A 6,413-nucleotide genomic window follows, 5' to 3' on the forward strand; every position below is an offset into this window, starting at 1 on the left:
GTCATTCCTTTCCGGCGAGTCGGGGGCCGGCGAGTTCGCGGTCCTGTCCGGCGAGTCGGGGGCCGGCGAGTTCGCGGTCCTGTCCGGTGAGTTCGCGCGCGGCTCCGGCGAGTACGCGGCCGGCGTCGTCCGTCGCCTCTCGGCCATCGGGTGGCGCGGGCTCACGAGCAGGCTGCGTTCTGATCAGTAGCCAGCCGCCGAAGGCGAACACCGCCATCGCGGCGAAGTACAGGGAGGGGCCGATGCCGAGCAGCGCGCCGCCGGCCAGCGGCCCCAGGAAGAAGCCGAGGTAGCGCAGCTCGGCCAGGCCGAAGTAGGTGCCCTTGCGGGAGTCCGGGGTGATCTCGTGGATCACGATGTCCGGCAGCGGGATGAGGGCGGCCTCGCCGACCGTCCAGAGCAGCACGCCGGCGGCGGCGAACCCCCAGTGCAGGGGCAGCCCGCTGAACAGCAGCAGCGACGCGGCGAAGGCGGCGCTCCCGATCAGGGCCAGGGTCCGCTGCGGCAGCCGCCGCGCGAGCCAGGCGATCGGGAACTGCATGACGATGCCGAGTGCGGCGTTGGCGGCGAGCAGCACCGAGAAGTAGGTGACCGCGTCGGCGCCGCGCACGTCCTTGACATACAGCGGGAAGATCGATTCGAACTGGGAGAAGACGAAGAAGATCATGAATCCGGCGGCGATCAGCAGCAGCAGGCTCCGGTCGGCCAGCGCGTGCCCCCAGTCGCGGCCCTCCCGCTCGCCGCCCCGGTCGAGCGCGCTCAGGCGGGCTCGGTTGGCGGTGAGGAACCCCAGGTAGACCAGGTACACGACGACGGGGAGGACGAACATGAGCCAGGCGTCGAACGCGTAGAGCGCGGCCCCGATCAGCGGGCCGACGATGGCGCCCAGGCAGAGCGTGACGTACCTGAGGCGGAAGGCGATCCCGTCCGAACCGGACGACGCCAGTGACAGCAGCTTCTTCATCGACGGCTCGACCAGCACCCGGGCCACGCCCAGCAGCACGATGAGCCCGATGACCAGCGTGAGGCGGCTGGTCAGGGCCAGCGCCAGGTAGGTGGCCACGTAGACGACGAGGCCGGCCCGGATGAGCGTGAACGCGCCCACCCGGTCGGCCACGATGCCGCCGAGGAAGCCGCCGAACGCGGCGATCAGCGCGATGCTCCCGACGATGCCGCCGATGGTCGCCGCGTTGAGCGTCGAGATGTCGGACAGGTACAGGGTGAGGAACGGCAGCGTGGCGAAGAACGCGATGGTGTTGAGCTGGCTCCCCACCACGAGGAGGAGCAGCGGCCGATTCCTGTACCAGGGGGCGGACATGTGACCTCCATTGCCTCGTCGGCTACGTCCCCGACTGTCGCAGCGGGCTCTAGAGAGCCGGTAAAGGGCGCGGGGGCGCTCGTTTCTTCAGTGGTTCCTCAGTGGGATGCGGCACGATGGCTCTTCTACCTTTCGAACCGTGGAGTTCTCATGCTGGCTAGAGCCGCCGTGGGACTCGGCTCCCTGGCCTTGACGGGCTGTTACGGGTCTGCCGATCGACGCGAGGCGATCCACACCCTCAGGAACGCGCTGGACATGGGCGTCCCGCTCATCGACACCGCCGACCACTACGCCGCCGGCGCCGTCGAGCGGATGATCCGCGAGGCCGTCTCCGGCGAGCCGGGCGACGGCACGCTGATCTCGACCCGGGGCGGCCTGCGCTTCGCCCGTGACGGCGCGCTGATCGGCGTCGACGGCAGCCCCGGCTACCTGCGCCGCGCCTGCGAGGAGTCCCTGCGCAGGCTGGGCCGCGGCCACATCGACGTCTACTACCTGGCCGGCGTGGATCCGCGGGTGCCGCTGGAGGAGAGCCTCGGCGTGCTCGCGGACCTCGTCGAGGAGGGGAAGATCCGCTCCATCGGCCTGTCGCGGGTGTCGGCCGAGCAGCTGCGCCGCGCGCACGCGGCCTTCCCGGTCGGCGCGCTGGCCGTCGAGTACTCCCTGATGGAGCGCCGCGCCGAACGGGAGCTCCTGCCCGCCGCCCGCGAGCTGGGCGTCCAGGTGGTGGCCTGCCGGCCGCTCGGCCGCGGCCTGCTGACCGGCCGCGTCGCCTCGGCCGAGGCGTTCGGGTCCGGCGACGTACGCCGGGGGCAGGATCGGTTCCAGGCCGACCGGCTCCGGCGGCAGGCGTGGCGGCTGCGGGCCGCTGGGGAGGTGGCGACCGGTATGAGCGCCGGCCTCACCCGGCTGGCCCTGGCCTGGCTGCTGTCACGGCAGGACGGCGTCGTGCCGGTGCCGAGCACCCGGCACGGCCTGCACCTGGAGATGAACGTCACCTCCGCGCGGCTGACCGTCGGCCCCGCCGAGAGCGAGCGGCTGGAGGCGTGCTTCCCCGTCGGCTGGGACGAGAAGGAGTCAGCCGACGGGCGGCTTGGGGGCGGTGATCAGTGAGGCGGCGATCGCCTTGTTGACGGCGTCGATCCGCGACACCGCGCCGAGCTTGACGTAGATGTTGCGCAGGTGCCGCTTGACGGTGGCTTCGGTGAGCCCGAGGTGGGCGCCGATCTGGGCGTTGCTGAGCGCGCGGGCGGTGAGTTCGAGCACCTCGCGTTCGCGATCCGACAGCGGGCCGGCGGGCTGCGCCTGGATCTGGGAGAGGCTCTCGCGGGACACGGCGAGCAGCACCCTGCCGTCGTCGGACCTGGCGGCGCGGATGGCCGACACCAGTTCCTGCCTGCTGACGCTCTTGAGCAGGTAGGCGTGGATCCCGGCGGCCAGCAGCGCCTGCAGCATCTGCGGGCCGTCGTACATGCTGAGGATGATCACCTTGGTGTCGGGCGCGAGCCGGTGGACGCGGCCGACCGTGGTGGTCACGTCGTCGCCGGGGATCTCGATGTCGAGGAGGATGACGTGCGGCTGGGTCGAGGCGGTGAGCTGCACCGCGCTCTCGCTGTCGCCCGCCTCCCCGACGACGACGAGGTCCTCGTGCGTCTCCAGGATCTCCCTGATCCCCTCGCGGACCAGCGCGTGGTCGTCGACGATCAGGACGGTGGTGGGGTCACTGGGTGGGCGCATCACGGTGTCCAGGGAGTGGGATGACCATTTCGACGTGGGTGCCGGCGCCCGGCCGGCTGAAGAACGTGACCGTGCCGCCCAGCAGGCCGACGCGTTCGCGGATCGAGGCCAGGCCGATGCCGTCGGACGCGGCCAGGTCGGTGTCGGTGAAGCCGCGGCCGTCGTCGTCGACCATGGCGCGCAGCTCGTGCGGGGCGATGTCCACGGTGACGAGGATCCGCCGGGGGGCGCCGTGGCTCAGCGCGTTGCGCATCGCCTCCCGGATCGCCAGGAAGGACTCGTCCCGTACGGTGGGCGGCGCCCAGGTCTCGTCGCCGTTGATGCCCAGGCCGATCTCGGGGCCGTAGTCGGCCACGGTGTCGACGTACCCGAGCAGTGCCTTCTCCAGGCTCTGGGGCACGTCGTCCATCTTCAGGTCGGAGGTCACCGCGCGCAGGCTCAGCATGGACTGCTTGACGGCCTCCTGGGCGCGGCCGGCCCGGTTCGCGGCCTTGACGGGTTCGCCGGCGCGGTAGACGTCGTAGAGCTCCAGCTGGCGGTGCGCGATGCTGAGCGCGCTGCCCACCCGGTCGTGCAGCTCCCGGGCGATGCGGTTGCGCTCGTCGAGGTGCGCGTCGTGGAGCTTGCCGAGCAGGTAGCCGGAGTAGGAGGTCGAGGCCGCCGTGATGCGCAGCATGAGACTGCGGTGCAGGGCCAGGACGGCCAGGCGCAGGGCCTCGACGCCGCCGTGGACCTCGGTCACCGTCTCCAGCACGATCGCCTCGAACAGCGCCGAGGCCGCCGTCAGCGACTCGCTGGGGTGCACCCCGCGTGAGGCGCGGCTGCTGCCGATGTCCAGGGCCAGGAGCCGGTATCCCTCGTCGACCTGGACGGCGCCCGCGCGGAGGCTGTTGATCACGTCGCCCAGGATGAGGTCGGTGTGCCGGAGAAGCTGTCCCCGCGCGAGGGGGTCTCTGACCAGGAGGCTGCCCTTGAGCTCCAGCTCGCGCTGGTACGTCTCCATGATCTGCGCGCGGCGCGCCTCAAGCCGTTCGGCGGCCTGATGAGCTGCGCCCCCTGCGGGCATTGGCTTCTCCGCTGGGTAAGGAAGAGGAACCTTCCGCCCCATCTTTGCCTATAGCCATCAACTAGACAACCGATACAAATATCGCCATCAGGTGCACGCCGTACTGAGTGATCATGAAGGCGCGGTACGGCCGGCGCCGGCGCGAACGGTCCCCCTGGGACAGGTCACCGAGGGCGAGCACGGCCACGGCCGCCGCGCCGGCCAGCATGATCACGGCCGGCCAGATCAGCTCGGGCGCCACCACCACGGCGGCGACGAGGAACACGACCCCGAGCGCCACGGCCGAGACGGAGGCCAGCCACCGCACCCGCCGGTCGCCGCGCGTGACGGCGATGGTCTGCCGGCCGGCGGCCGCGTCGCCCGCCGCGTCGGGCAGGTCCTTCGTCGTCGCGCCGACCAGGCCCATCCACAGCGACATGACCAGCGCGAGCACCAGGAGCTTCGGCGTCGGCACGGCCGCGGCCTCGCCCATGTAATAGGTGAGCAGCCCGGCGACGGTCACCGTGACCATGGCACCGCCGGACCGGCGCTTCAGGTAGCACGGCGGTCCTGAGTAGGCCAGCCCCAGCAGGATCAGGACCGGAACCGCCGCGGCCATGGGGCCGCCGAGCAGGAGACCGCCCACCAGCGCGGACACCGCGGCGGACACCGCGATCCAGGCGGCGGCCCCGCGCGACAGCAGGCCGCTGGCGATCGGCCGGCCGGATCCGTTGAACCGGTCCTCGTGCACGTCGGTGACCCCGTTGTAGAGGTAGACGAAGAAGACCGCCGCCTCCCAGACGAGGGCGGCCGTCACCAGGTCGGGCCGCCCGCCGGACATCGCCGCGCCGGTCAGGAACCTGAGGAGGAATATCACCAGCACGCACGGGCGGGCCTCGGCGCAACAGAGCCGGAGAACGCTCAACGGCGAGGTGACGGCAACGCGGTCAATGGCGGCGGAAACGGTGCTCATGACTTGAGTTTCAATCGGAAAGGACGTTTCAATAAGGGGGGAAAATTAAGAGACCGGGGGCCCATAACTTTCGATACCCGCACTACACCCTTCGATACGCGCGGCTATCTTTGGTGGGCATCCACTTGCCCCTTCACCTGGGCAGATCTAATTTCAAAACATGACGAACTACTGCGTTCTAGGCACTTTCCGCGTCATTAACGATGGCCGCGACTGCACGCCCGGTCCGCCCAAGCTACGGCAGCTTCTCGCACTTCTGCTGATATGCGCCGACCACACGGTGAGCCTCGACGACATCGTCGCCGAATTGTGGGACGAGGCCCCGCCCAAGACCGTGGTCGCGACCGTGCAGACGTACGTCTACCAGCTCCGCCGGCTCATCGAGCGCGAACGCCTCGGCGCCCCCGGCGAGGAACTGCTCACCACCAACCGGGCCGGCTACGCCTTCCACGTGGAGCCGGGCGCGCTGGACGCGGAGGTCTTCCGCGAGCTCTCCTGCCAGAGCCGCCGCGACCTGGAGACCGGGCGTCCCGGCGAGGCCGCCGCCGCCGCGCAGCGGGCGCTCGACCTGTGGACCGGCCCGGCGTTCGCCGGCGTGACGGCCGGCGGCGTGCTCGACACGCACGCCGTCTTCCTGGACGAGCAGCACCAGCGCACCCTCGAACTGCGCATCGAAGCCGACCTCCGGCTCGGCCGGCATCGCGAACTGGTCGGCGAGCTGCGCTACCTGGTCGCCCGGCACCCGCTCGACGAGTGGTTCCACGGGCGGCTGATCCAGGCACTCGGCCGCGCGGGCCGGCGCGGCGAGGCACTCCAGGCCTACCGGGACGCCCGGCAGATCTTCAACGACGAGCTCGGCGTCGAACCGTCGCGCGAGCTCCAGCAACTGCACCTCGACGTGCTCACCAGCGACCGGCGCCCCCTCGCGCTGGCCGGTTGACCGGACAGGCAGGAGTACATGCCGTGTGCCAGACCCAGATCCGCAAACCGAAGCCCCGGACCAAGCCCGTCCACCTCGACCTGCGCACGCCGTCAGGTCGCCGTCTGCCCTTCTAGGAGGCAGCCGTGACTCACCGCCTCTTCACCTCCGAATCGGTCACCGAAGGCCACCCCGACAAGATCGCCGACCAGATCAGCGACGCCGTCCTGGACGCCCTGCTGAAGAACGACGACACGAGCCGGGTGGCCGTCGAGACGCTGATCACCACCGGCCAGGTCCACGTGGCGGGCGAGGTGTCCACCCGCACGTACGTCGACATCCCGGGTGTCATCCGGGAGAAGATCCTGGAGATCGGTTACGACGCCTCCCACAAGGGTTTCGACGGCGCCTCGTGTGGCGTGTC

The 6,413-nt window shown here is 70.6% G+C and carries 7 protein-coding genes; 3 read left to right on the forward strand and 4 right to left on the reverse strand.

Features of this window, described 5'->3' with window-relative positions; translation table 11 throughout:
• Position 1: 1 nt before the first annotated feature.
• A complete protein-coding gene (locus tag AB0I38_RS39240) occupies positions 2-1,318 on the reverse strand; it encodes an MFS transporter (RefSeq protein WP_358495252.1) in 1,317 nt (438 codons plus the stop codon).
• Positions 1,319-1,468: 150 nt separating this feature from the next.
• Here AB0I38_RS39240 and AB0I38_RS39245 point away from each other — a divergent pair, with 150 nt between their 5' ends.
• Positions 1,469-2,428 carry an aldo/keto reductase gene (locus AB0I38_RS39245; RefSeq protein ID WP_358495257.1) on the forward strand — a complete coding sequence of 320 codons (960 nt, stop codon included), beginning with the start codon at positions 1,469-1,471 and terminating at the stop codon, positions 2,426-2,428.
• Here AB0I38_RS39245 and AB0I38_RS39250 read toward each other — a convergent pair.
• The 3 genes from AB0I38_RS39250 to AB0I38_RS39260 all read right to left on the reverse strand — a co-directional run bounded on the left by AB0I38_RS39250 (position 2,393) and on the right by AB0I38_RS39260 (position 5,070).
• Positions 2,393-3,052 carry a response regulator transcription factor gene (locus AB0I38_RS39250; RefSeq protein WP_358495264.1) on the reverse strand — a complete coding sequence of 220 codons (660 nt, stop codon included), beginning with the start codon at positions 3,050-3,052 and terminating at the stop codon, positions 2,393-2,395. The two genes, AB0I38_RS39245 and AB0I38_RS39250, sit on opposite strands and share 36 nt — an antisense overlap.
• The gene (locus tag AB0I38_RS39255; RefSeq protein ID WP_358495267.1) at positions 3,036-4,118 is read right to left on the reverse strand and encodes a sensor histidine kinase; all 1,083 of its coding nucleotides are present in this window, start codon (positions 4,116-4,118) and stop codon (positions 3,036-3,038) included. Before AB0I38_RS39255 ends, AB0I38_RS39250 begins: the two co-directional genes overlap by 17 nt.
• A 61-nt stretch (positions 4,119-4,179) precedes the next feature.
• On the reverse strand, positions 4,180-5,070 hold the full coding sequence (locus AB0I38_RS39260) for a UbiA family prenyltransferase (RefSeq protein ID WP_358495270.1): 891 nt from the start codon (positions 5,068-5,070) through the stop codon (positions 4,180-4,182).
• 160 nt (positions 5,071-5,230) lie between these two features.
• On the opposite strand from AB0I38_RS39260, the gene AB0I38_RS39265 reads away from it, so the two are divergent.
• Both AB0I38_RS39265 and AB0I38_RS39270 read left to right on the forward strand, forming a co-directional pair.
• Positions 5,231-6,010, forward strand: coding sequence for an AfsR/SARP family transcriptional regulator (locus tag AB0I38_RS39265; protein WP_358495273.1), 780 nt, complete (start codon positions 5,231-5,233; stop codon positions 6,008-6,010).
• A gap of 125 nt (positions 6,011-6,135) precedes the next feature.
• Positions 6,136-6,413, forward strand: a 278-nt coding sequence (locus AB0I38_RS39270; protein WP_358495276.1) for an S-adenosylmethionine synthetase N-terminal domain-containing protein, incomplete at its 3' end; no start/stop codon positions are given.

Source organism: Nonomuraea cavernae (genome assembly GCF_040655715.1).
Classification (GTDB): Bacteria; Actinomycetota; Actinomycetes; order Streptosporangiales; family Streptosporangiaceae; genus Nonomuraea; species Nonomuraea cavernae_A.

Coding starts and splice junctions, on each gene's coding strand:
- AB0I38_RS39240 (WP_358495252.1), bottom strand. CDS start 1,318: ATGTCCGCCCCCTGGTACAGGAATCGGCCGCTGCTCCTCCTCGTGGTG.
- AB0I38_RS39245 (WP_358495257.1), top strand. CDS start 1,469: ATGCTGGCTAGAGCCGCCGTGGGACTCGGCTCCCTGGCCTTGACGGGC.
- AB0I38_RS39250 (WP_358495264.1), bottom strand. CDS start 3,052: ATGCGCCCACCCAGTGACCCCACCACCGTCCTGATCGTCGACGACCAC.
- AB0I38_RS39255 (WP_358495267.1), bottom strand. CDS start 4,118: ATGCCCGCAGGGGGCGCAGCTCATCAGGCCGCCGAACGGCTTGAGGCG.
- AB0I38_RS39260 (WP_358495270.1), bottom strand. CDS start 5,070: ATGAGCACCGTTTCCGCCGCCATTGACCGCGTTGCCGTCACCTCGCCG.
- AB0I38_RS39265 (WP_358495273.1), top strand. CDS start 5,231: ATGACGAACTACTGCGTTCTAGGCACTTTCCGCGTCATTAACGATGGC.